The following is a 20,980-nucleotide window of genomic DNA, read 5'->3' as shown; positions in this document are numbered from 1 at the left end:
ATCAGGAGACCTGGATGGCCAATGTTGGTTTATATCGCTCTAACCGCTCAAACATGATCGCAGGTGTAATGGGTGGTATTGCTGAACGTTTTGGTTGGAACGCAAATTTATTACGCCTAATCTTTGTAATTATTTCAGTCATGAGTGCCGCTTTCCCGGGTATCCTGGTTTATCTGGTTCTATGGCTGGTGATGCCAAAAAAGAATTCTATGCCTGATTATGCCGCGAGCAGAACTGATTATGAACGTCCTGTGCGTACCGTGAATCAGGATAAAGACTACCGATAAAATCGTTTCCTCTTTCACCTAAATATTCATATGGTGAAATTTTTATGCCACGGTCTTTCCCCCAAAAGATCGTGGTTTTTTTTGCCTGATTTTAGGTTTTGGTCTTATTACCATTTTATGCTTTACCCTACTCGCCTATTCAGGATAAGTTGATACTTTCTACTTGAAATGGATTTCAGATGACGCAGGCAGAATGGATTGTGCTTTGGCTGTGTGCGATCGCGGCATTACTGCATGGGGTCAGTGGTTTTGGCTTTCCTATGCTGAGTACGGCTGCCTTATCCAGTGAATATGCCTTAAGTACAGCAGTCACCCTGGTGATTCTCCCCTGCCTGTTATTGAACCTTTGGATGCTCAATAGTGATCCAGAACATAGCTTGTTGCAGAGCATTCGCTATTATGCCTCACGCTATTGGCCACTCATGCTCAGCAGTCTGGTCGGTAGTGTGCTGGGGGTCAAACTACTTATCTGGATCAATGAAGGCTATCTTAAATTATTGCTGGGTCTGGTGATTATCTTTTATGTGCTGGATCAATTACGTCCTACTCCGCTTCGGGTCAGTAGCAGCCAGCTCAGTATGCTGGGATTCGGTTTACTGGCCGGCATGATTGGAGGTGCAACCAATGCCATGGCACCTTTCCTGATGATGTATCTGCTTAGCTGTCAGCTCTCTAAAACCGATATTGTCATCATCAGTAATCTTAACTTTATTGCCAGCAAACTGGTGCAGTTGACCTTACTCTTCCCGATTCTCATTTCTTTGCAAACCCATCAGCGACATATCCTGCTTGGAATCACGTTATTTGCTCTCATCGGTGTCTGGTTAGGGGGGAAAATACGTCATCGACTTTCCCAGCAACATTTCAAATATCTAGTGCTGTTTTTTCTATTTGGACTGGGGATTTACGCACTTTGGCAAAGTGTGGGATTATTACAACACTCTACTATACTGTTTAAATAATATCTTTTTTAATCAAACCACATATTTACTTTTATAAGAATTTCAAAAACGCTTTTAAATAAAAAAGTTGAGCAAGGAGGTTGTATGAACGACCCTTTACGCACCCCGACTGATGCCATGCCAAAAGGAATTCGAAAGGGCTGGATTTTAATTGTGATCGCTGCAGTGGTCTCTTATGGCTTGTATCATATTTTACCTTATGACGAAAATGCCAATAAGGGATTGGCCCTACTGACCTTTATCGCCATTTTATGGCTGACCGAAGCGATTCATATCACCATTACTGCCCTGCTGATACCTATACTGGCCGTCGTCCTCGCCATGCCCATGGCCAAAGGCGATGAACTGGAACCAATTACCACACAAGCAGCACTCACCACTTTCGCAGACCCCACCATCTTCTTGTTTTTTGGTGGTTTTGCCCTGGCCTCGGCGTTGCATATCCAGAAACTGGACAAGAAAATTGCCACGTGGATTATCTCGCTTTCCGGTGGACATCTCGGTGCGTCAGTACTGGCTATCTTTTTAGTGACTGCTGCACTGTCGATGTGGATTTCCAATACCGCCACCGCAGCCATGATGTTGCCCCTAGCGCTGGGTTTACTTTCGCATCTGGATGTTGAAAAAGATCGTAAAACCTTTGTGTTTATTCTGCTTGGGATTGCCTATTCGGCCAGTATTGGTGGCTTGGGCACTATCGTCGGTTCTCCACCGAATGCGATTGCAGCCAAAGCCCTCGGTTATGACTTCGCCGACTGGATGAAAGTTGGCCTGCCGATGATGTTCATTATCCTTCCGGCAATGTTAGTAAGCCTGTATCTGGTGCTACGTCCAAAACTGAATCATAAGGTGAATTTTGTCACTGAAAATATTCCCTGGACTACGACCCGTATTGCCACCATGATTTTATTCCTTTGTACCGCGACTGCCTGGATTTTCAGTAAAAAATTGACTGAAAATTTGGGCATTACACAGCCCGATACCTGGATCGCGATTCTGGCGGCCTGCATGGTAGTGATTCTGGGTACGGCTACATGGAAACAGGTTGCTGAAAATACCGATTGGGGTGTGCTCTACCTGTTTGGTGGCGGCTTGACCTTAAGTGCTGTCTTGAAGGATTCAGGCAGTTCTCTGGTCTTAGGTCAGACGCTGGCGAATGCTTTCGGTGACTCCTCTCCTCTCGTGATTATCTTTGTGGTGGCAACCTTCATCATCTTCCTGACTGAATTTACCAGTAATACTGCCTCGGCTGCCTTACTGGTTCCGGTCTTTGCCGCCATTGCCGACCAGATGGGTATGCCTAAAGAGATTCTGGTGATTGTGATCGGGATCGGTGCTTCTTGTGCCTTTATGCTACCTGTGGCGACACCACCGAATGCCATTGTATTTGGGACTGGTCATATTCAGCAAAGTGAAATGATGAAAGTCGGCTTTGTCCTGAATATTATGTGTATTTTCTTGGTTTCCCTGTTTATTTACTGGTTCTTTATCTAAGTTTAAATAAATCCAGATTCCAAATTAAAAAGCACCCGAGGGTGCTTTTTTTTTCAGAACTATTCAAAACAGCTTTAAGCTCTCATTTTAAAATGGTTCAGTTCCTGATTCAGGGCAGCGATAATATCTGCGCGGCTGATAATTCCGACCAGACGCTGCTCACTCACTACCGGAATATAGTTAAAGGAACGCTCCACAAAATAGGGCACCAGATCCTGAATCGGCTGCAATGGCTGCACAGTGACCACTTTGCGGGTCATAATATGTTTGACTTGATGTTCCCAGCTGCTGCGCACATCTGCAGCACGTTTAAACCATTCTACCACCTGATACATCGCCAGCGTTCCCACCAGCTTGCCTTCCGCATTAACCACCGGCAGGCTCATCAGGTTCATTTCTTTAAATTTATCCAGTGCATGCTGAATATTATCATTGGCATGCAGGGTCACCACGTCTTTAGTCATAATGTCCTGACAGGTAAACTGGTTGACCGCACGGGCATTGGCTCGGTCCTGCGCTTCCAGAATAATCTTTTGCAGGTCATATTCACTAATGTCCAGCAGCTCGGTTTGCTGATCTAGTACTTCCTGAATATCTTGCGGCTGAATAGTGACTTTCTGGGTCGGGGTCGGATCTTTGGAACGGGTATTCAATTGCGCCTGCTGCGGATAACGCTTGCCAATCATTCGATTAAAGACGATCGCAATTACCATCAATAAGATCGAATTCAGCAGCACCGGATAGAAAACGAAAGCATAGCCGAGTTCATGCACCGCATTGCCGCCGAGTACCGCCGTAATAGCCACAGCACCACTCGGTGGATGCAGGGAATCGGTGGTCATCATCAGGATAATAGCTAAAGCTACCGCTAGACTAAAAGCTTCCGTCGGACTGGCAATAAACAAGGCACAGGTCACACCCACTACCGCAGCAATAGTATTACCTACCAGAATATTCCAGGGCTGTGCCAAGGGACTGGCCGGAACTGCAAACAGCAGCACAGATGAGGCCCCCATCGGCGCAATATACCAGGCTTCAAAATCACCCAGAATCCATAAACTCAGTAATGATGATACCGTGAGACCCAGTAGTGCCCCAATACCGCAGAGTAAACGGTCCTTGAGTGGAAGAACTTTAAAATTGGGTTTTAAGGTATTGAGCCAGTCGAGATTGGAATGGAACACGGCGCGCCTGATTTTAATGTTTACAGATTTTGCGCATTATAAAACTAGTCGCTTTAAAGATGTATTTATTTTATATCTTTTAATTACACTTAAATGGATGCTGTTTAAAAAGCTAAGTCACACACCAGAGAAAAACCATCCATCTAGTCCTATTTTACTATTCAATCTCTCATAGGATTTTCAATAAGATCATTCATGTCAGGTGATTTTAGTCTCAGCTTCGCTATGAGAACCAGATTTAATCAGAGGTTCGATTTTGAGCAGCTCGACCTGACCATAATAGGTTGAAAATGCTACATCTCCGGCATCTACCCCAGTACCAATGCGAATCAGCTCGTCGACCGGAGCCAAACGGGTCGGATCAAACTGTACCCACCCGCCTTCCAGATAGGCTTCAAAAATGGCATGAAAATCGGGTAAAAATTTTTCAATTTCCACATAACCGACCACCATGCGTGCCGGAATTCCTAAAGCACGACACAGCGCAATGCCCAAATGAGCAAAGTCACGGCATACACCTGCCCGGTGGATCAGTACATCTGTCGCAGTCGTAAACTGATCAGAGCAGCCAGAGACATAAAAAATATTGTTATAAATCCACTGTTCAATGGCTTTTACACGCGTATAGCCGGGTGTCATCCAGCCAAATGAGCGTTTCGCCATTTCAAGTAATAAATCTGAATTGCAATAGCGGCTGGCCAGCAAATAAGGTAGTACTTCATCCGGCAGGTCTGGAATTTTGACTTCACTCAAGTTTTGCCTCAGATCATTCGGAATGCTCGGCTGACGGGTAACTGTCGCGCTATAGTTCAGTTCAAATGCCTCACAGGGTTCGAGTTGCAACCGGATATGACGGTTTTGATGCTGAGCATCCTGAAATTCATGCCACTTGACCGGCATATTCATAGTGAGCTGTTCTCCGAGAATATTCTGATCGGGATGATGGGCGACCTGAACCATAAAAATAAATTCGGTAGATTGCACAATCTTGTATTTTAAATGGCACTGAATTTGGTAAGTGGTCATGAAGTTCCTTATTATTAGGCATTATTATATTGTGTGAAGATTAAACTAATTCTAAGACCGCAATCGTATGAGATCAGTTTAACTTTATCGCGCTTCAGTGAACAGGATGCTATACATCTGATTTATTCCTGATTTTTGGATCTCATCCCATTGCTATTCCAGCATAAAATTGCAGCAAAGCCGCGCAAAATCTGGCATGAATGAAGACCATTTTAATTTTTTCCAAAATATTTTCAGCGTATTAACCCTTTGCCACTCCCCTGTAAAATCCTTATAATCAAGCACAATTTTTCTCTAATTTTAAGTGGATGACCATGAGTCGCGCCATATCGCATATTGATACCTTCCAAGGCTTAATTCTTGCCTTACAAAACTACTGGGCGGAGCAAGGCTGCGTCGTGTTACAGCCTTACGACATGGAAATGGGTGCAGGGACATTCCACACTGCAACTTTCCTTCGTGCGTTAGGTCCCGAAACCTGGAATGCTGCTTATGTTCAGCCATCACGCCGTCCGAAAGATGGTCGTTATGGTGAGAACCCGAACCGTCTGCAACATTATTACCAGTTCCAGGTTGTGCTTAAGCCAAACCCGGACAACATCCAGCAGCTTTACCTAGATTCTTTAAAGGCAATCGGTATTGATCCTTTAGTTCACGACATCCGTTTCGTGGAAGATAACTGGGAATCTCCAACACTGGGCGCATGGGGTCTAGGCTGGGAAGTTTGGCTGAACGGCATGGAAGTGACTCAGTTCACTTACTTCCAGCAAGTCGGTGGTGTTGAATGCTACCCAGTAACCGGTGAAATCACTTATGGTCTGGAACGTCTGGCGATGTATCTGCAAGGTGTAGACTCAGTTTACGATCTGGTTTGGACCAAAGGTCAGTTCGGTACTGTGACGTATGGCGATGTGTTCCATCAAAATGAAGTAGAACAATCGACTTATAACTTCGAATATGCACCAGTAGAAAAAATGTTCGAACTGTTCGATTTCTACGAAGCTGAGGCGACCCGTTTAATCGAAGCTGAACTGCCATTACCTGCTTATGAGCAAGTGATTAAAGCATCACACAGCTTTAACCTGTTAGATGCGCGTGGCGCGATCTCTGTGACTGAACGTCAGCGTTATATTCTGCGTGTGCGTACTTTGGCACGTTCAATTGCGACCAGTTATGTAGCAGCACGTGCGAAACTTGGTTTCCCAATGGCAGAACCTCACCTACGTGACGAAGTCCTGGCTCAGCTTAAAGCTCAAGTAGAAGCAGAAGCGGCTCAAGCAGAAAAATCAGCGGAGAACAAATAATGTCTAAACATACAGTTTTATTTGAACTTGGCTGTGAAGAACTTCCTCCAAAAAGCCTGAAAAAATTACGTGATGCGTTAAAAGCTGAAACTGAAAAAGGCTTAAAAGATGCGGGTCTGGCTTTCGATGCGATCGAAGCTTATGCAGCGCCACGTCGTCTGGCACTTAAAATCGTAAATGTTGATGCTGCTCAAGCGGATACGCAAAAACGTTTTGACGGTCCTGCTGTGCAAGCGGCTTATGATGCTGAAGGCAAACCAACCAAAGCACTTGAAGGCTTTATGCGCGGTCAAGGCATTACGGTTGATCAGGTGTCTACTTTCCAGGCCGGTAAAGTTGAAAAAGTCTGCTACCTGAAAGATGTGAAAGGCCAAAGTCTGGACGTTTTACTGCCACAAATCCTGCAACATGCTCTGGATCAATTGCCAATCGCAAAACGTATGCGTTCTGCAGCTAGCCGTACTGAATTCGTTCGTCCGGTGAAATGGGTGGTGTTGTTAAAAGACAGCAATGTGATTGATGCAACCATTCAGGATCACAAAGCAGGCAACGTGACTTATGGTCATCGTTTCCATGCGCCTGAAGCGATTATTCTGGCCAATGCAGATGCTTATCTGGATGCCCTGCGCGCTGCGAAAGTGGTTGCGTCTTTTGAAGAGCGTCAAGCAATCATCGACCAGCAAGTCAAAGCGCTGGCTGATGAAGTGAATGCGATTGCCATTGTTCCTGCGGATCTGCGTGACGAAGTCACTGCTCTGGTTGAATGGCCAGTTGCTCTTCGTGCCAGCTTTGAAGAACGCTTCCTTGCAGTTCCTCAAGAAGCACTGATCACCACGATGCAGGACAACCAGAAGTATTTCTGTCTGGTGAATGCTGAAAACAAATTACAGCCTTACTTCATTACCGTTTCAAATATTGAGTCTAAAGATCCGACTCAAATCATTGAAGGTAACGAAAAAGTAGTTCGTCCGCGTCTGTCAGATGCAGAATTCTTCTTCCTGCAAGACCAGAAACAACCGCTTGCGTCTCGTAAAGAGAAACTGGCCAACATGGTATTCCAGGCACAACTGGGTACTTTGTGGAACAAGTCTGAACGTATTGCCAAACTGGCTGTTGCGCTTGCTCCAATTACTGGTGCTAAGGCTGAAGATGCTGAAAAAGCGGCTCTTCTTGCAAAATGCGACTTAACTTCTGAATTAGTAGGTGAATTCCCAGAACTTCAAGGGATCGCGGGTACTTACTACGCACGTCTTGAAGGCGAAAATGACGAAGTGGCTGAATCTTTAGGTGAGCAGTATTTACCTAAATTCGCGGGTGACGTTCTACCGAAAACCAAAACTGGTACAACGATTGCGCTTGCTGACCGTTTAGATACCTTGACTGGTATTTTCGGTATTGGTCAGGCACCAACAGGTTCTAAAGACCCATTTGCGCTACGTCGTTCTGCGATTGGTATCCTGCGTCTGGTGACTGAAAACGAACTTGATGTATCCATTGAAGACCTGATCAAACTGGCTCTGGCTGCTTATGGCGACGTATTGAAAGATCACGACAAGACTCTGGCGGATGCTGTTGCATTCCTTGAAGGCCGTTACCGTGCGAAATACGAAGACCAAGGCGTTGACGTTGACGTGATCCAGGCGGTTCAAGCGTTGTCACCAAAATCTCCGCTTGATTTTGACAAGCGTGTAAATGCGGTAAATCACTTCCGTGCATTGCCTGAAGCTGCTGCACTTGCTGCTGCCAACAAACGTGTTGCCAACATCCTTGCCAAAGAAGCTGCACCTGAAGGTGCTGTGGTTGAAGCCAATCTGGTGGAAGATGCTGAAAAAGCATTGTTCGCTGAACTGCAAAAAATCACACCAGCGGTTGAACCTCTATTCGCTTCTAAAGATTACACTGCTGCGTTGTCTGCATTGGCTGCCCTACGTGCGCCAGTAGATGCGTTCTTTGACGGTGTAATGGTGATGGCTGATGATACTGAACTAAAAGCAAACCGTTTACGCCTGCTTGCTCAGCTACGTGACCTGTTCACTAAAGTTGCAGATATTTCAGTGCTTCAACACTAAAACCTAATTGGTTGTAAAATACACGAAACCCCGCTATAAATTAGTGGGGTTTTTTATTAATATTGCTATGAAAACACTAGAAATCTTTTTATTCAATCTATTCATGGTGGGGGAGGATTTTTCAAATATTTCTGAAACAAGACGCTCTAGAAATACAACAATTATTAAGTGTGAAGGATATATTTTTGAATTCAAACAAATTGATATTCACTTTAACCAATATAAATTTCTAAACCAGCAAAAAATCACAACAGTAGTAAAAATACTGAATGTTCAATCCACGGAAATTGAATCTATATTACAAATTATTGATGATCTTTGTTGGTTACTTTCATTTTGTCAGCAATCATATGTTTGCAGAGCTGGTTATAAATACGATAGCGGAGAACATTGGCATGGCACTTTAGGTACTATAAATAATAAAAACAATATCATAGAAAATAGAGGTCAAGACATTAGATACTTCATTGAGCAAGTTTATCCAACATTTAAAAAACTAAAATCGAAAAGGCAATTAACAGTAATCTTTGGCTATATTTGTGAGGCATATCGCCCATCATTAGCTTATGAGATTTCTCTAATTTCTCACTACGTTGCTATAGAAAATTTGAAGCAGACATTTGCCTTAGATAAAGGATATAAATACTCTAGAGGATATTTTTCACATAAAGATTATCCTGCTTTAGATGTTGCACCTAAAGACTTAGAAAATTATTTCCCGCCTACCAGAAAAACGAAACAATATATACATAAAAAATTCGGGCAAGTTGGTTCAGCAGAAATGACTAGGCGCATGTTTGAAGACATTGGAATATCTAGAGACAACCCTATGGTTAAGTTTTCCCTTAAAAATCGAAACGATCTGATACATGAGGGCTTAGTATTTCCATTTGGACATGAGAATTACTTTGAAAAAGCTGAAAATGATTTCCATAATGTAAGTAATCTATTAAGAAAATATATTTTAACCTTACTAAATTACAAAGGTGAATATTACTTAAGTGAAGATCGAATCGGTCCTTCAGGCTTGATTACTTAGGGTCAAAGGTCAAATTAGCTGATCTTTACATCTCCCATAAGATCACAATAAAACTATGAAAAATAGAAAATCCCTTTCAATAGCTCAATATTTGATGATTGGTATTCTCCCCCCAATCATCACTGAAATTTTAGTATTTGCAGGGATTCAACGTACTTTTTGGCTACATTTTTTTAGCTTTATTATGATCACCGTTTTGGTGATCCTATATAACTATGCACGAAAAAAAACAGACCATACACCTTAGCCCTTAAGCTCAAAAACTATAGGCATATCCCTATATATTTCATATACTCACCCTAACAACACTCAACAAGAAAGAAGCGCATGAAATTTCAAACACTCATTATGACGACTCTTGCGGGTATCGCACTTACAGCATGTACATCTCAACCGACCATTCCACAGCTGGAACTGGGTGTATTACAGGAAGTACAAAATCTCGAAGTTATTCCAGAAACAACCAACAATAAGGCGAAACTGACCAAATTCCTCGACAAATGCGTGATTGAATTTACTGGCGACATCGGCAACAACCGTTCAGTTGAACAATGGTCATTTAAAGGCCTGACCCTGATTGATGCCGGTTCAGCAACTTTCCAGCGTGACGGTACCAGCACGGCACAAAAATTTGACCTGCACGATACGGCAGTACAAAAGAACTTTGTAATTCTGCGCAATCATTTTGCTAAAGATGCCCTAACTCAATGTGATTAAATAGATCGCCCTGTTTTTATGATGAAAATAGGGCTATTTATTTGAATGAACAGAAATTTAATTTTTCTTCTGATTTAAACTGCCTTTTCTTCCTTTTAAAAATTATAAGATCCTCGCATCAAACTACGCTGAACCTATACTCTCTCCATAGCTTATTCATTGTTTTTGGCTGATTATCCGTTACACTGAAAACCAAACTCAGACCGCTCTTTGACGAATTCGAGGTCGATCCATAATGAATATCAAAACCCCAATTATTTTAACGACAGCTTTAATGTTCTGCGCACCTGTATTTGCACAGACCGAAACCACTCAGACCACCAAACCGATTGCGCCTTATGGTGAGAATCCGAACCTGCTGCATGTGTTTGCCTATAAAGCACAGGAAGGCGTTATCAATACCGCTGAAAAAGTAGGTGAAGTCACTGAAAAAGGCATTGCCAAAATCAAACCGGGTGTAGACCGTGCCTGGGGCAATACCAAGTCTGCAGCATCAGATACCATCCAGAAAGTAGATCAGGGTGCGACTCAGGCAGCACAGCAAACGGGTCAGAAAATTCAGCAAACCCGAGAAGTCTGGCGCGGCAATTCACAACAGGCACCGATCGTGCAGCAGCCTTTGAGTCAGCCATCTACCGCAACTCAAAATTCATCGGTATCACAATCCCAATCAAGTTCCGGTACAGCAACCAGTTATGCAGTAGATGATCTTTAAATCATCGCATTGAAAAAAGCCCATTACGGGCTTTTTCTTTTAAGCATTGAAGATAGTTGAGTCTTTCTTTAGACTGAACTCAAATAAAATCATGAGAAGATAATAAAAATGAAAAAAATTCTCCTCAGCTTTATCGCCGGCATTCTGTGTGGTGTAGCCATCCTGTACATCACTTTACTGGTTTCAGGTGAAACCGTGACCTCAATTGCTGCGATTGATGATGAATTATCCTCCATCCCGAGCCTGTCTAGTGCGAATCCTTATAACCATAAAACCGAAGGCGAAAAAATCCAGCATATAGAACACTTGGAGGAAGCTGAATTTAGGCCCGCCTCTGGCAATAATGCCGACCTGTATCGGATCAAGGATATGTGTAAATTAAGAATCGGGACTCAGGGAGATGACATTTATAGCTATCGAACTGCTTATTTTTCGCAGAATCATCTGATTTATATGTTTGAAACCCATTATCGAACATCTTATGACAAGCGTCCCGATGAACGGGTACCCGAATTTAAGCGGGTCTATCAGGAAATTATCTTTAATCCCCGGTCTGCACTGGTTCAGAGTGAATTTTTAAAATTACTAGATAAATACATTACGCCAGAAAACCGAAAAAAATGCTGATCGAATTTGATCAGCATTTAGTTTTTATTTAATAATTTTTAATTTACCTGACGGATGGGCTGACCTTGCTTAAAGGCTGCTACATTTTCAACCATCTGATCCACAATGCGTTGACGGGCATCGACACTACCCCAGGCATTGTGCGGTGTAACAATCAGGTTAGGAATTGAGGCATCGAGCAATACATTGCCTTCTTTTGGTGGCTCCACGGTAAGTACATCCGTCGCAGCACCGGCAATTTTGCCTTCGCATAAGGCCTGAGCCAATGCCTGTTCATCAACGATTCCGCCACGTGCACAGTTAATTAAAAATGCACTTGGTTTCATCGTGTCCAGTTCGGCATGACTGATTAAATGACGGGTATCTTCCGTTAAAGGGCAATGCAGGCTTAAAAAATCCACTTGTGGCAATAACTCTGCAAATGGAATACGGGAATCATCTGCTGGACGGTTGGGCAAAGCTGCAATCAGTACTTTCATGCCAAAGGCTTCTGCCAGTCTGGCAACTGCATGGCCCAGCTCACCATAACCAACAATACCTAAGGTCTTGCCTGCCAATTCTACAATTGGCGCACCCAATAGACAGAACTGGCTGGCCTTTTGCCATTCGCCCTGCTGTACTGCACGTTGATAGGTTAAAAATGAAGTGGCCAGATTGAGCATCAGCATAAGGGTATGCTGAGCGACGGCAGAGGTGCCATAAGCCTGACAGTTACACACCACAATGCCACATGCCTTGGCCGCAGCCAGATCGACATTATTGGTGCCCGTAGCAGAAATCAGGATCAGTTTCAGTTGAGGGCATTGCTGGATGGTTGCCGCGTCAATCATGACTTTGTTGGTAATGATGACATCGACATCGGCCACACGAGACTGAATCTCTGCAGCCGATGTGGCCGGGTATAAGACCAGCTGATCAAATACTGCATGTAGTGCCTGAAAGTCCAAATCCTGTTGGTCTAAAGAAGCATAATCTAAATAAGCGGCTTTCATGGCGCTACCCTCAACCTTGTTTGACAATTTATTTTGATTGCCATTTAAAACAAGTCCTGCAGGGTTTTCAAGCAACTTACTGTCAGAAGTGGTTAATCTACAGACTTATCAATATGGTTACGCAGAGAACGGCGCACCTTATAAATCACATATACACTCAGAAAGATCAGAAAAATAAGAGAAGAACTGAGCAAGATCACTGCAGGATGCACACTTTCCGCGTGTGCAAAATTAGGCAGCATCAGTCCAAGAATAAAACAAATACTTGTAACTTGTTTGGATTGCATATATTTACTCCCTTGTCATATAAACAACCGGGAGCGGTGTGACTATTTTTCATACCGCCTAAGACCATATTAGGCTTTAGCAAACATAAGTCAAGTATTTGTTTTTTAGAAAAATTTTTCGTTAGTTCATTTCACTTCGTGTCACAAACTGTGTATTTTTGTCACTTGCGTCAACGAAACCGGAAGCGCCGTATTCATCTGTATGCAAATTCAGATGCTTATAGCTGAACATATAAAAATCAGCATAGCGTTTCATGATAATCGGATGCATGCCTACATTTAATTCGTCCTGTTCCTTGACCAGTTTCATGATATGCCGGTCATTCATTACCACCAGATAGCGCTCATCATTCAGATTGATGGTCAGCAAGCCATTACCTTTGGCATAAATTGGAATCAGGAATTTATGGTTCAGTGCAATCGCATCACCGGTATAGCTTTCGATCTTGTTGCTGATGACGTTAAAGACCAGTGCATGTCCATAGGTATCCAGCAATAACTGACGCTTTTCCTGCGGCAAATTAACGTGAATCCCAAGCTTGAGCAGATCCTGCTGATCCACCTGTTTATTACTCAGCAATTCACGCAAAATCACCTGTTTTTGCGCCGCATCAAAAAATTGGGTATCCAGTAGCAGATCATTATTTTTCAGGATACGCCCTAAAGCAAAACGATGCCTCGGCAGGATATTCTCAATCACCTTGCGATAATAGAACTTGCTGTTTTTCTTGACCCGACGCATTTTCTGGTAGAAATAACTTTCATCATATTCATGCAATAAAAAGTCATACAGCAGCTCGGAGCTGGCCAGAACAGCGATGGCGTCATGGCCGGTAAATGGCAGATGCAGTACATGATGCTGCGGAAGTACGGCTTCCAGTTTCAGGTAATGTGCCCGGTCTTCGGTGCAATACGGGTCATATACCAGAATATATTCCCGTTCCGGACTGACATCTTCTGCCTCAATCCGCATGCCTTCATTCAGTTCAGGCTGGTAAAACATGTTATAGCGAGCATCTTCGACATCTTCCGGATCAATAGAATATTGCGGCACCATCGCCACCACTCTCTGAACATTCAGCAGATTGGAATATTTAATCGCAGCATAGCCACCCATGGAGCCACCATAGGCAATACGCTGCTGAAACGGCGCAATCAGCTCAGCAATGGCTTGCAACATGTTCCACATGGAACTTTTGGGAAACCAGGATTTATGTTTGGGCATGATTCCCAAAACATTAAATTCAAATTTCGCTAATGATTTTTCGGCATTGATGCTCAAGCCCTTGGCACGGGTAATCAAATCTCCAAATGAAAAAATCAATTCTGAAGATGACCCCGGCATAAAAATTGCGCGTATATGCTCATCTTCAAAAACAATCTGCTTATCCATAACTTTCCCGTGCTGGTGAATCTAACTTTTCGGCAACAATTCACTCAATGAATAGGGCCGAAAAAGTGAATATGCTATTTTATATCGATGAAAAAGATTAAAAAGCGCAAAATATGACACAATCACTGCATCCTGCAGCTCAACAGGGGTTTAGTGCAGCGGCTGAGCTTTATCAGCAGGTACGCCCTGACTATCCGGCAGATCTAAGCCCGTGGCTTACCGAGACACTGTCATTGCCTGTAGATGCAGATCTTGTCGATTTAGGTACCGGAACAGGTAAATTTATTCCCTATTTACGCCCGCTCAGCAGCCACATCACCGCCATTGATCCTGTCCCTGAGATGCTGGCCCAGTTAAAACTGGCACATCCGGATATTCATACCCTTGAAGGGATGAGCCACCAGCTTCCCCTGCCCGATCATAGCGTGAATGCTGTGTTTTGTGCACAGTCATTTCACTGGTTTGCCAATCTGGAAACCTTAAAGGAGCTGGATCGGATACTGAAACCTCAAGGCTTTCTGGTACTGGTCTGGAACCAGCGTGATATTACAATCGACTGGGTCAAAGCCCTGGCAGATTGTATTGCACCACTGGAAGCTGATACGCCACGCTATCATAGTGGTGCCTGGCGTAAAGTCTTTGAGGAACAGAATCTCTTTCAGCCTTATGCTGCAACGCAAATGCAACAGCTACAGCATGGCCCTGTCGAGCAGGTAGTTTCCAAACGCTTATTGTCAACCAGCTTTATTGCGGCACTACCAAAAGAACAGCAACAGCAGCTCAAGCAGCAATTCGAACAAATTATCAAAAACTATACGGACAAGGGTGCAGAAGATATGATTAATTTCCCTTATGTCACCTATGTTTATGTATTCAAGAAAAATAATTAGGAACAGGATTCACTCATGCACACGATTCAATTGATGTCACGAACTGCACTTTTCACTGCCGCCATGTTTTTGATGGCCTGTGACCAGAAAAGTTCACAATCTGTAGAACAGCAGGCAACGGAAGACTCTGCATCAGAGGAAATCATGCAGGAATTGAAAACTGGACCCGTGAAAAACTTCCCTAAAACGGAAGATGATCCCCATGATATTGCTGTCTTGAATGACTATGAAGAACGTTTTCAGGAAATGAGCGCGGATCTGGAAGCTGAGCTCAATGGCATGCGCAATGATGACAATCTGACTCCGGAATTTGTCCAGCAACGTCAACGCGATCATGTCCAGTCTTCGCTAAATATGCTCAAAGATCTGGAGCTTAAAACTGAACAGGGCCGTTATATTCAGGGTTTGATGTATCAATACTGGGAACATCAGGAAAAACTGGTGAATAGTCCGAAATCTCAGGCCTCTACCGTAAATGAAGCCAGTGAAAATGTAAAAGGTCTGGGCAAATATCTACATGCCCAAGAGCAACTGGAACGCTGGCGTTCGCAATATCCAGAGATGACCACCGCAAATAAAGCCCCAGCACAATAAATAATACATTTCAGGAAGCGGACGCTTCCTGAAATTTTATATGCAGTTCTAAGATTTAACTTTCACTTTCTGAAGAATGCGTATTATTGAGCTTGAACTAAATATTGCTGCACCCCTTCTGCGGCTGCTCGTCCAGTGGCAAAACAGGCTGTCAGCAAGTAACCCCCTGTAGGCGCATCCCAGTCCAGCATCTCACCACATAAGAACACATGTGGATTGGATTTAAGCTGAAGCTGCTCTGACAGAACCTCGCGTTTAACACCACCTGCACAGCTAATCGCTTCCTGTATAGGACGGAAACCTGTTAAAGGAATTTTCAATTGCTTAATCTGCTGTGCTAATTCAGTAGCATTTTGCCAAAGTGGCTTTGGTAACAGTTCACGCACCAGAGCAGCTTTTGCACCATCCAGACCTGCTTTCCGCCAGATATTATTCAAAGACTGCTTTTTACTTGACTGTAATTTTTTTGCTAATTGCTCTACGGTTTGATCCGGGAAAAGATCCAGATTCAGCTGCATTGGCTGACCCTGTTTCAGCTGTTGACGCAGTCCCCGGCCCTGTTTATAGATCAGACCACTTTCCAGACCATAGTGACTGATCACGATATCTCCCATGGTCTTGTCACCGCCATTAACCCAAGCCTCGACCCGTTTTAGGGGCTGACCGAAGATTGGCTGCATAAACTTGGACCATGAATATTCCACACCCGCATTACTGGCTTGAAAAGGTTCAATCTCGCTGCAATCAAGCCATGCTTGCCATTTCCCATCACTGCCGAGTTTTGACCATGACACTGCACCACAAGCCAAAACAATCGCATCAAAGTTTTCTGTGAATGCGCAATCATTTTTTAAATCATGCATCTGTAGCTGATGATTTTTTAGATCTAGAATTTGATGGCGATAATGAAATTTTACCCCTTGCTCAGTTAAACGTTTTAACCAGGCACGCAATAGTGGAGCGGCTTTCATTTCGGTAGGAAAGACCCGACCTGAAGAACCAATATAAGGTTCAATACCAAGATCTCTCATCCAGTTTTGAATCCATATGGCATCCCAGCGTTTGATCCAAGGTGCTAACCAGTTCACCTGATCATAACGCTGCACAAACTGCTCGACGGGTTCGGCATGAGAAATATTTAGGCCGGTTTTCCCAGCCATCAGGAATTTACGGGCAGCCGAAGGCTTCTGTTCAAACACATGAACTTCATAATCAGACTGGCTCAGAACTTCTGCAGCCATCAAGCCTGCCGGGCCAGCACCCACAATTGCAATGCGTTTCGTCATGGCTTATTCCGCCGAACTCGCATTCTGCCCTTGTAACGGCTGAAACTCATCAAAACGCGTTGTATAGCCTTCCGGTTTACTAATAATCAATTGCTGGCACAACTCACCACGCTCTAGATATTTAATTTCAAAATGAGTTCTTGCCGAGTCTTGGCCAATGACTTCTTTAACAAAAGGCAGCTTCCACAGGTTTTGAACCTGCTGCTCTGCCTCCTCAATATATTCAGGAATGTTACTCGCTAAAGTGATCGTGCCACCAATTTTTAAACGCGATAATAAAAACTCAAAAAATGGCATATTCAACCAGCGCTGTGCCGGGTTATGCGGCTCAGGGTTCGGATATAAAATAAAAAACTGTTCGACTTGCGCTGGATAGAGAGCATGCACAATCCAAGGCAAGGCATCGGCATGAACTGTCTGTAAATTCGGTTGTCCTTCCAGCGCATGCTGTTTTTGCATGGCTAAAAATTTCTCTCGAGTCCGTTCGATCGCAATCAGCTTGCTGTCTGGATTGATCTGGGTAAAGAGCAATGCGTGTTTACCTTTGCCCGCACCGATTTCCACACAAACCGGTTCAGAACTGATACTTTGGAAATCACGAGGCGCATGCATACGCTGTGCTTGAAATTGACGAATCGACATAATCAGATCAAACTAATAAAAACTGTATAAGTCTAACAAGTGCAGTTATATTTGCCTAATCGAAGCTTTATTTTTCTAGGGAGTGCGCTGATGTCAACCACTTTAAAATGTCCACGCTGTGGCAAACTGACCACTTGGGAAAATAATGAATTTCGTCCTTTCTGCTCGGAACGCTGCAAAATGATTGATCTAGGCGCTTGGGCCAGTGAGGAATACAAACTGCCAACCCAAGATGCTCCAACAACTGAATCTTCTGAAGAAGACTGAACCTTTTAAAATATCCTATCACATTAAGCATATCCTAAATAATCACATGATTTTTAAAAAGGCTTATAGAAAACCAACACAAGTTAACAGCACATATGCCAGTTTAATACTATGTTCTTACGCAGAAATATCACATTATTTTAGAGCAAGAACATGGGCTACATTATTCTAAAGATCATTTTAATTGGGGTAGGAATACTTGCGATATTGTCATTAGGGATAGGCATTTTCCAACAGGATGGCTTATTTATTGTTGTTGGAATTCTCCTTGCCATTATGACTTGGCTGATCTACGCACAAACCCGTCAGTCTTTAAATAATCCTTTTAGCAAATAAAAAGACCAGCTAGGCTGATCTTTTCACCTACTTTAACCGGCTTTTCCCGCAACGAAAGGATTATGCTGTTTTTCAAAACCAATATTACTAATCGGACCATGTCCTGAAATAAACCGGGTTTCATCCGGCAGACTAAAACATTCGCGCTGGATTGAATCGAGTAGCTGTTGGTGATCGCCACGCGGAAAATCTGTCCGTCCAATTGAGCCTTTAAACAGTACATCCCCTGTCCATAACAAAGCATGGTTCCTGTTATAGAACATTACATGACCTGGAGTATGGCCCGGGGCAAAACGTACTTCAAACTCTTCATCACCCAGTTTGAGAACTTCTCCACCTTCCAGCCATTGCGTGACTTCTACTTTTTCCGGAATCGGAAAACCGTAACGGGCAGACACTTCCTGAATCATATCTAACCAGAATGCATCGTCCTTATGCGGACCAATCACCGGCACATCCCAAACTTTTTTTAAAGCACCAACTGCTCCAGCATGATCGAGATGACCATGAGTCAGCCATAAAGCCTTGACCGTTAAGCCCAGTGCTTCTACTTCCGCTTTTAATTTTTCAGGTTCGCCCCCTGCATCAATCAAAACGGCCTCTTTACTGTCACTATCCCAAAGAATCGAGCAGTTTTGCTGAAATGCAGTCACAGGAACAATTTTGACTTGTAACATAGGATAAGAAACCTCAAAAGATTAATGGGCAAGCGTCTGGTTCAATGCTTCAAGATTAGCCTGTAACAGTGTATTGAGCAATTGCACATGATCCTCACGATTGTTCAAAGCCGGAATATAACTGTAACTTTTCCCGCCATTGGCCTTGAAGGTCTCTCCATTTTCCATGGCCAGCTCTTCCAGTGTTTCCAAACAGTCGGCCGAGAAAGCCGGACTCATCACCTGAATTGATTTCACGCCCTGTTTGCCCCACTCTTCAATTAAGGCATCCGTATAAGGCTTAACCCACTCCTGTTTACCAAACCGGGACTGGAAACTAATTGCATATTGATCTTCAGATAGACCTAAAGCTTCTGCAACCAGTTTGCCTGTGATCCGGCAACGATCCGCATAAGGATCACCTTTATCGGCATAGGGCTGCGGGATACCATGAAATGACATCAATAGTTTTTCCGGCTGCCCATGAATCGCCTGATAATCCCGAACACTTTGTGCCAGTGACTGAATAAATAAGGGATGCTGATAATAATCGCGGATAATCGACAGACCAGGTAAATTGCGCTGTTTCAGCACCCATTTTGCGACTGCATCATACAGAGGTGCGGTAGAGGTCGCTGAATACTGGGGAAATAACGGAAACAGAATAATATGATCTTGCGGTTGAGCCGAAATCTGATCAAGAACACCCTGAATATTAGGATTGCCATAAGTCATGGCAGGCACCACATTCAGTTCAAATTGCGGATATTGTTCAATGAGTTTGGCCTTTACTTGACTCACCTGCTGCAGCAGAATCTCACGCATCGGTGAATCCTGACCCCAGACCTGTGCATAAGCCTGGGAAACTCGCTTGGGACGGAACGGTAAAATAAATAAACGCAGGATGAGTTGCCAGATCGGCTTGGGAATTTCAATGACACGCTGATCAGATAAAAACTGCTTCAGGAAATCGCGTACTGCCGGCACAGTCGGTGCATCAGGTGTGCCTAAATTTGCCAATATAATTGTAACTTTCGGTTTAGCTGTAGAAAACATGCAGTACGCCCGTCGTGGTATCAACCCGCTTACTTTAACAGCTTTTTACTTATTCTCTATATGGATTAATACACTGACTTATATTGAAAAGTACGATCTTTATCCAGCAAGTTACTATCCAGCAGTTTTTGTGCCTTAGGCGTAATCTGCCAAAGCAGACGCTGACGGTCATCACGGCCTGACGGCACAATCCAGTCATTCTGGCGCATCTGCAATTTCAGGCTATGCAGGGCACGAATATTAATCTGGGCCCGGGCTACAGCATGTGCACGCGGCATTTCCGCTCGTGCATCTTCCAGACCGGTTTCATTCAAATACTCATTCATACGCTTGGAGAAAAATTCCTCTGGCGTTGGATTAATGAAGGTAGAGCCGAGAATAGCCAGCAATTGTGCCCAGGTCAGTCTTTTCTGAACTTTTAATTCTTTAAAGTTACCATCCTGATAAGCATGCATACGGTATTCGAAGGAGAAAACTTCATGCATAGACACTTTCGGCAGGCTCAGGAAAGGGTCTACTTCACGCGTACCGCCATCTCGTTCCAGTTGGGCCACTTTGGCTTTGAGCTGGTCAATCTCGTCATGCAAGGCTTGAGTATTCTGCGGACGTACCCAGCCACTTACTGGATAACGTTCCAGCATTTGCGGCATGTTCAAACGTACCGCCATTTCCAGATCGCGCAAGGTACGATAGCAAAAGACCTGATCAGCTTCCTGCTGCAATAACTGACGAAATTCTTTAAATTTTTCTTGTAATTCAGGTTTAGTATCGTGCAAGGAAGGATCACGTGAAGCCGGATCTTCATGCATAAACACAATAATCGGTTTCTGCTTGGTCACAGCGTAAATGTATTCCAGATGCATATAACCTACACCGGAAACCGACTGCTCGCCATACTGGCTACCCAGCAGAATCACCACATAATCACAATCATCAATCTGGCGACGTGCAAATGCAGTATTTAAAGGAGTGCGTTGTTCCAGCCCCCAGGAAAAGAAACCCATGCCGACCAAAGTTTGTGACAAGATGATCCGCTCTGGCTGCATTTCTGCACCAGAGGTGGAGATAAACACCTGATAACGTTTATCGAGCATTGGTTATCCTCTTTTACTGCACATTGATCTGGCCGGCTAAACCCTGCCCTGACACAATATGAC

General features: G+C 43.8%; 23 protein-coding genes. 13 read left to right on the top strand and 10 right to left on the bottom strand.

What is annotated here, in order from left to right; translation table 11 throughout:
• Nucleotides 1-14: 14 nt before the first annotated feature.
• The 3 genes from FTV14_RS03365 to FTV14_RS03355 all read left to right on the top strand — a co-directional run bounded on the left by FTV14_RS03365 (nt 15) and on the right by FTV14_RS03355 (nt 2,743).
• Nucleotides 15-287, top strand: coding sequence for a PspC domain-containing protein (locus FTV14_RS03365; RefSeq protein WP_034169835.1), 273 nt, complete (start codon nt 15-17; stop codon nt 285-287).
• A gap of 179 nt (nt 288-466) precedes the next feature.
• Nucleotides 467-1,249, top strand: coding sequence for a sulfite exporter TauE/SafE family protein (locus tag FTV14_RS03360; protein ID WP_180053334.1), 783 nt, complete (start codon nt 467-469; stop codon nt 1,247-1,249).
• Nucleotides 1,250-1,333: 84 nt separating this feature from the next.
• The gene (locus FTV14_RS03355; RefSeq protein ID WP_180053333.1) at nt 1,334-2,743 is read left to right on the top strand and encodes a DASS family sodium-coupled anion symporter; all 1,410 of its coding nucleotides are present in this window, start codon (nt 1,334-1,336) and stop codon (nt 2,741-2,743) included.
• A 74-nt stretch (nt 2,744-2,817) separates the two neighbouring features.
• On the opposite strand, the gene FTV14_RS03350 is transcribed toward FTV14_RS03355, so the two are convergent.
• Complete coding sequence (locus FTV14_RS03350; protein ID WP_034704289.1) at nt 2,818-3,927, bottom strand: HPP family protein; 1,110 nt, start codon at nt 3,925-3,927, stop codon at nt 2,818-2,820.
• A 198-nt stretch (nt 3,928-4,125) separates the two neighbouring features.
• On the bottom strand, nt 4,126-4,953 hold the full coding sequence (locus FTV14_RS03345; RefSeq protein WP_180053332.1) for a transglutaminase family protein: 828 nt from the start codon (nt 4,951-4,953) through the stop codon (nt 4,126-4,128).
• A 314-nt stretch (nt 4,954-5,267) separates the two neighbouring features.
• On the opposite strand from FTV14_RS03345, the gene glyQ reads away from it, so the two are divergent.
• The 6 genes from glyQ to FTV14_RS03315 all read left to right on the top strand — a co-directional run bounded on the left by glyQ (nt 5,268) and on the right by FTV14_RS03315 (nt 11,424).
• Complete coding sequence (gene glyQ, locus FTV14_RS03340; protein ID WP_005232423.1) at nt 5,268-6,257, top strand: glycine--tRNA ligase subunit alpha; 990 nt, start codon at nt 5,268-5,270, stop codon at nt 6,255-6,257.
• A complete protein-coding gene (gene glyS / locus FTV14_RS03335; RefSeq protein WP_180053331.1) occupies nt 6,257-8,326 on the top strand; it encodes a glycine--tRNA ligase subunit beta in 2,070 nt (689 codons plus the stop codon). The genes glyQ and glyS overlap by 1 nt, the downstream gene beginning before the upstream one ends.
• Nucleotides 8,327-8,393: 67 nt before the next feature.
• Nucleotides 8,394-9,365 carry a hypothetical protein gene (locus FTV14_RS03330; protein ID WP_180031159.1) on the top strand — a complete coding sequence of 324 codons (972 nt, stop codon included), beginning with the start codon at nt 8,394-8,396 and terminating at the stop codon, nt 9,363-9,365.
• 327 nt (nt 9,366-9,692) lie between these two features.
• Complete coding sequence (locus FTV14_RS03325; RefSeq protein WP_180011895.1) at nt 9,693-10,082, top strand: hypothetical protein; 390 nt, start codon at nt 9,693-9,695, stop codon at nt 10,080-10,082.
• A gap of 235 nt (nt 10,083-10,317) precedes the next feature.
• Nucleotides 10,318-10,797, top strand: a complete 480-nt coding sequence (locus tag FTV14_RS03320) for a hypothetical protein (protein WP_004781783.1) — start codon at nt 10,318-10,320, stop codon at nt 10,795-10,797.
• A gap of 108 nt (nt 10,798-10,905) precedes the next feature.
• Nucleotides 10,906-11,424, top strand: a complete 519-nt coding sequence (locus FTV14_RS03315; RefSeq protein WP_179992852.1) for a hypothetical protein — start codon at nt 10,906-10,908, stop codon at nt 11,422-11,424.
• Between the two features lie 38 nt (nt 11,425-11,462).
• Here the strand turns inward: FTV14_RS03315 and FTV14_RS03310 are convergent, their stop codons facing one another.
• The 3 genes from FTV14_RS03310 to FTV14_RS03300 all read right to left on the bottom strand — a co-directional run bounded on the left by FTV14_RS03310 (nt 11,463) and on the right by FTV14_RS03300 (nt 14,096).
• Entirely contained in the window at nt 11,463-12,416 is a 954-nt protein-coding gene (locus tag FTV14_RS03310; protein ID WP_180053330.1) for a 2-hydroxyacid dehydrogenase, read from the bottom strand.
• A gap of 92 nt (nt 12,417-12,508) precedes the next feature.
• Entirely contained in the window at nt 12,509-12,703 is a 195-nt protein-coding gene (locus FTV14_RS03305) for a hypothetical protein (protein ID WP_005232434.1), read from the bottom strand.
• 121 nt (nt 12,704-12,824) lie between these two features.
• Nucleotides 12,825-14,096 (bottom strand): hypothetical protein, encoded by a 1,272-nt coding sequence (locus FTV14_RS03300; RefSeq protein WP_180053329.1) that lies wholly within the window; start codon nt 14,094-14,096, stop codon nt 12,825-12,827.
• A 113-nt stretch (nt 14,097-14,209) separates the two neighbouring features.
• On the opposite strand from FTV14_RS03300, the gene FTV14_RS03295 reads away from it, so the two are divergent.
• Together FTV14_RS03295 and FTV14_RS03290 are read left to right on the top strand one after the other, a co-directional pair.
• A complete protein-coding gene (locus FTV14_RS03295) occupies nt 14,210-14,986 on the top strand; it encodes a class I SAM-dependent methyltransferase (protein WP_180053328.1) in 777 nt (258 codons plus the stop codon).
• Nucleotides 14,987-15,001: 15 nt separating this feature from the next.
• Nucleotides 15,002-15,580 (top strand): hypothetical protein, encoded by a 579-nt coding sequence (locus tag FTV14_RS03290; protein WP_005232438.1) that lies wholly within the window; start codon nt 15,002-15,004, stop codon nt 15,578-15,580.
• 83 nt (nt 15,581-15,663) lie between these two features.
• On the opposite strand, the gene FTV14_RS03285 is transcribed toward FTV14_RS03290, so the two are convergent.
• Together FTV14_RS03285 and FTV14_RS03280 are read right to left on the bottom strand one after the other, a co-directional pair.
• Complete coding sequence (locus FTV14_RS03285; protein WP_180053327.1) at nt 15,664-16,866, bottom strand: TIGR03862 family flavoprotein; 1,203 nt, start codon at nt 16,864-16,866, stop codon at nt 15,664-15,666.
• A gap of 3 nt (nt 16,867-16,869) precedes the next feature.
• Nucleotides 16,870-17,514, bottom strand: a complete 645-nt coding sequence (locus FTV14_RS03280) for an SAM-dependent methyltransferase (protein ID WP_180053379.1) — start codon at nt 17,512-17,514, stop codon at nt 16,870-16,872.
• 84 nt (nt 17,515-17,598) lie between these two features.
• On the opposite strand from FTV14_RS03280, the gene FTV14_RS03275 reads away from it, so the two are divergent.
• Together FTV14_RS03275 and FTV14_RS03270 are read left to right on the top strand one after the other, a co-directional pair.
• A complete protein-coding gene (locus FTV14_RS03275; protein ID WP_180013324.1) occupies nt 17,599-17,775 on the top strand; it encodes a DNA gyrase inhibitor YacG in 177 nt (58 codons plus the stop codon).
• 153 nt (nt 17,776-17,928) lie between these two features.
• The gene (locus tag FTV14_RS03270) at nt 17,929-18,111 is read left to right on the top strand and encodes a hypothetical protein (RefSeq protein ID WP_004781764.1); all 183 of its coding nucleotides are present in this window, start codon (nt 17,929-17,931) and stop codon (nt 18,109-18,111) included.
• Nucleotides 18,112-18,143: 32 nt separating this feature from the next.
• Here FTV14_RS03270 and FTV14_RS03265 read toward each other — a convergent pair whose 3' ends face one another.
• The 3 genes from FTV14_RS03265 to FTV14_RS03255 form a co-directional block, all read right to left on the bottom strand.
• A complete protein-coding gene (locus FTV14_RS03265; protein WP_034704815.1) occupies nt 18,144-18,788 on the bottom strand; it encodes an MBL fold metallo-hydrolase in 645 nt (214 codons plus the stop codon).
• 21 nt (nt 18,789-18,809) lie between these two features.
• On the bottom strand, nt 18,810-19,823 hold the full coding sequence (gene hemH, locus FTV14_RS03260) for a ferrochelatase (RefSeq protein WP_179992859.1): 1,014 nt from the start codon (nt 19,821-19,823) through the stop codon (nt 18,810-18,812).
• A gap of 65 nt (nt 19,824-19,888) precedes the next feature.
• A complete protein-coding gene (locus FTV14_RS03255; RefSeq protein WP_034704817.1) occupies nt 19,889-20,917 on the bottom strand; it encodes a DUF4062 domain-containing protein in 1,029 nt (342 codons plus the stop codon).
• Nucleotides 20,918-20,980 lie beyond the last annotated feature (63 nt).

The organism is Acinetobacter sp. YH12236 (genome assembly GCF_013417645.1).
Classification (GTDB): Bacteria; Pseudomonadota; Gammaproteobacteria; order Pseudomonadales; family Moraxellaceae; genus Acinetobacter.
This window is presented reverse-complemented; position numbering and strand designations above follow the sequence as displayed.

Excerpts from the sequence above, each read along its gene's own strand:
- FTV14_RS03365 (WP_034169835.1), top strand. The coding sequence starts at position 15 with ATGGCCAATGTTGGTTTATATCGCTCTAACCGCTCAAACATGATCGCA.
- FTV14_RS03360 (WP_180053334.1), top strand. The coding sequence starts at position 467 with ATGACGCAGGCAGAATGGATTGTGCTTTGGCTGTGTGCGATCGCGGCA.
- FTV14_RS03355 (WP_180053333.1), top strand. The coding sequence starts at position 1,334 with ATGAACGACCCTTTACGCACCCCGACTGATGCCATGCCAAAAGGAATT.
- FTV14_RS03345 (WP_180053332.1), bottom strand. The coding sequence starts at position 4,953 with ATGACCACTTACCAAATTCAGTGCCATTTAAAATACAAGATTGTGCAA.
- glyQ (WP_005232423.1), top strand. The coding sequence starts at position 5,268 with ATGAGTCGCGCCATATCGCATATTGATACCTTCCAAGGCTTAATTCTT.
- glyS (WP_180053331.1), top strand. The coding sequence starts at position 6,257 with ATGTCTAAACATACAGTTTTATTTGAACTTGGCTGTGAAGAACTTCCT.
- FTV14_RS03330 (WP_180031159.1), top strand. The coding sequence starts at position 8,394 with ATGAAAACACTAGAAATCTTTTTATTCAATCTATTCATGGTGGGGGAG.
- FTV14_RS03325 (WP_180011895.1), top strand. The coding sequence starts at position 9,693 with ATGAAATTTCAAACACTCATTATGACGACTCTTGCGGGTATCGCACTT.
- FTV14_RS03320 (WP_004781783.1), top strand. The coding sequence starts at position 10,318 with ATGAATATCAAAACCCCAATTATTTTAACGACAGCTTTAATGTTCTGC.
- FTV14_RS03315 (WP_179992852.1), top strand. The coding sequence starts at position 10,906 with ATGAAAAAAATTCTCCTCAGCTTTATCGCCGGCATTCTGTGTGGTGTA.
- FTV14_RS03310 (WP_180053330.1), bottom strand. The coding sequence starts at position 12,416 with ATGAAAGCCGCTTATTTAGATTATGCTTCTTTAGACCAACAGGATTTG.
- FTV14_RS03305 (WP_005232434.1), bottom strand. The coding sequence starts at position 12,703 with ATGCAATCCAAACAAGTTACAAGTATTTGTTTTATTCTTGGACTGATG.
- FTV14_RS03300 (WP_180053329.1), bottom strand. The coding sequence starts at position 14,096 with ATGGATAAGCAGATTGTTTTTGAAGATGAGCATATACGCGCAATTTTT.
- FTV14_RS03295 (WP_180053328.1), top strand. The coding sequence starts at position 14,210 with ATGACACAATCACTGCATCCTGCAGCTCAACAGGGGTTTAGTGCAGCG.
- FTV14_RS03290 (WP_005232438.1), top strand. The coding sequence starts at position 15,002 with ATGCACACGATTCAATTGATGTCACGAACTGCACTTTTCACTGCCGCC.
- FTV14_RS03285 (WP_180053327.1), bottom strand. The coding sequence starts at position 16,866 with ATGACGAAACGCATTGCAATTGTGGGTGCTGGCCCGGCAGGCTTGATG.
- FTV14_RS03275 (WP_180013324.1), top strand. The coding sequence starts at position 17,599 with ATGTCAACCACTTTAAAATGTCCACGCTGTGGCAAACTGACCACTTGG.
- FTV14_RS03270 (WP_004781764.1), top strand. The coding sequence starts at position 17,929 with ATGGGCTACATTATTCTAAAGATCATTTTAATTGGGGTAGGAATACTT.
- FTV14_RS03265 (WP_034704815.1), bottom strand. The coding sequence starts at position 18,788 with ATGTTACAAGTCAAAATTGTTCCTGTGACTGCATTTCAGCAAAACTGC.
- hemH (WP_179992859.1), bottom strand. The coding sequence starts at position 19,823 with ATGTTTTCTACAGCTAAACCGAAAGTTACAATTATATTGGCAAATTTA.
- FTV14_RS03255 (WP_034704817.1), bottom strand. The coding sequence starts at position 20,917 with ATGCTCGATAAACGTTATCAGGTGTTTATCTCCACCTCTGGTGCAGAA.